At 60.4% G+C, this 450-nt stretch carries 1 protein-coding gene; it reads right to left on the bottom strand.

Features of this window, described 5'->3' with window-relative positions; all coding sequences use genetic code 11:
• On the bottom strand, window positions 1-450 hold a 450-nt coding region (locus tag ACF8LI_RS22480), incomplete at both ends, for a helix-turn-helix domain-containing protein (RefSeq protein ID WP_392429823.1).

Below are 450 nucleotides of genomic sequence, written 5' to 3'. Positions count from 1 at the left end.
TGCACGGCCAGCAAATAGCGGCTGGCGTGGTCCATGATGGTCAATGGGTAGCACCAGTGACCATCGGCTGTCTTGAACTGGCCTTTGTAGTCTGCACTCCACACCCCATTGGGCTGCTTGCTCGTTCGCAAGGGCTGGGCCGTAGGCACCGAGCGTCTGCGTACACGCCTGCTGCAAACAAGCCCCTCTGCCTTCAGCACGTTGTAGATGGTGGTTTTGCTGGGTGTCTCCTGTGGGCCCCAACGCTGCAGGAGCAAAGCGTGCAGCTTCTTGGGCCCCATCTGTGACCTTTGCTGCGTGCGCAGCTCAATGATGGCCCGGCGCTGTGCATAGCTGATCGCCTGATTGTTCCCGTGGGGCCTGCGACTGCGTTCTTGCAATCCATCCATGCCCAGTTGGCGGTAACGCTCAACCCACTTGTAGGCCGTCTTGCGGCTGATGCCGTAGCGC

Source organism: Delftia sp. WSY_12 (assembly GCF_043104645.1).
Classification (GTDB): Bacteria; Pseudomonadota; Gammaproteobacteria; order Burkholderiales; family Burkholderiaceae_C; genus Comamonas; species Comamonas tsuruhatensis.
This window is presented reverse-complemented; position numbering and strand designations above follow the sequence as displayed.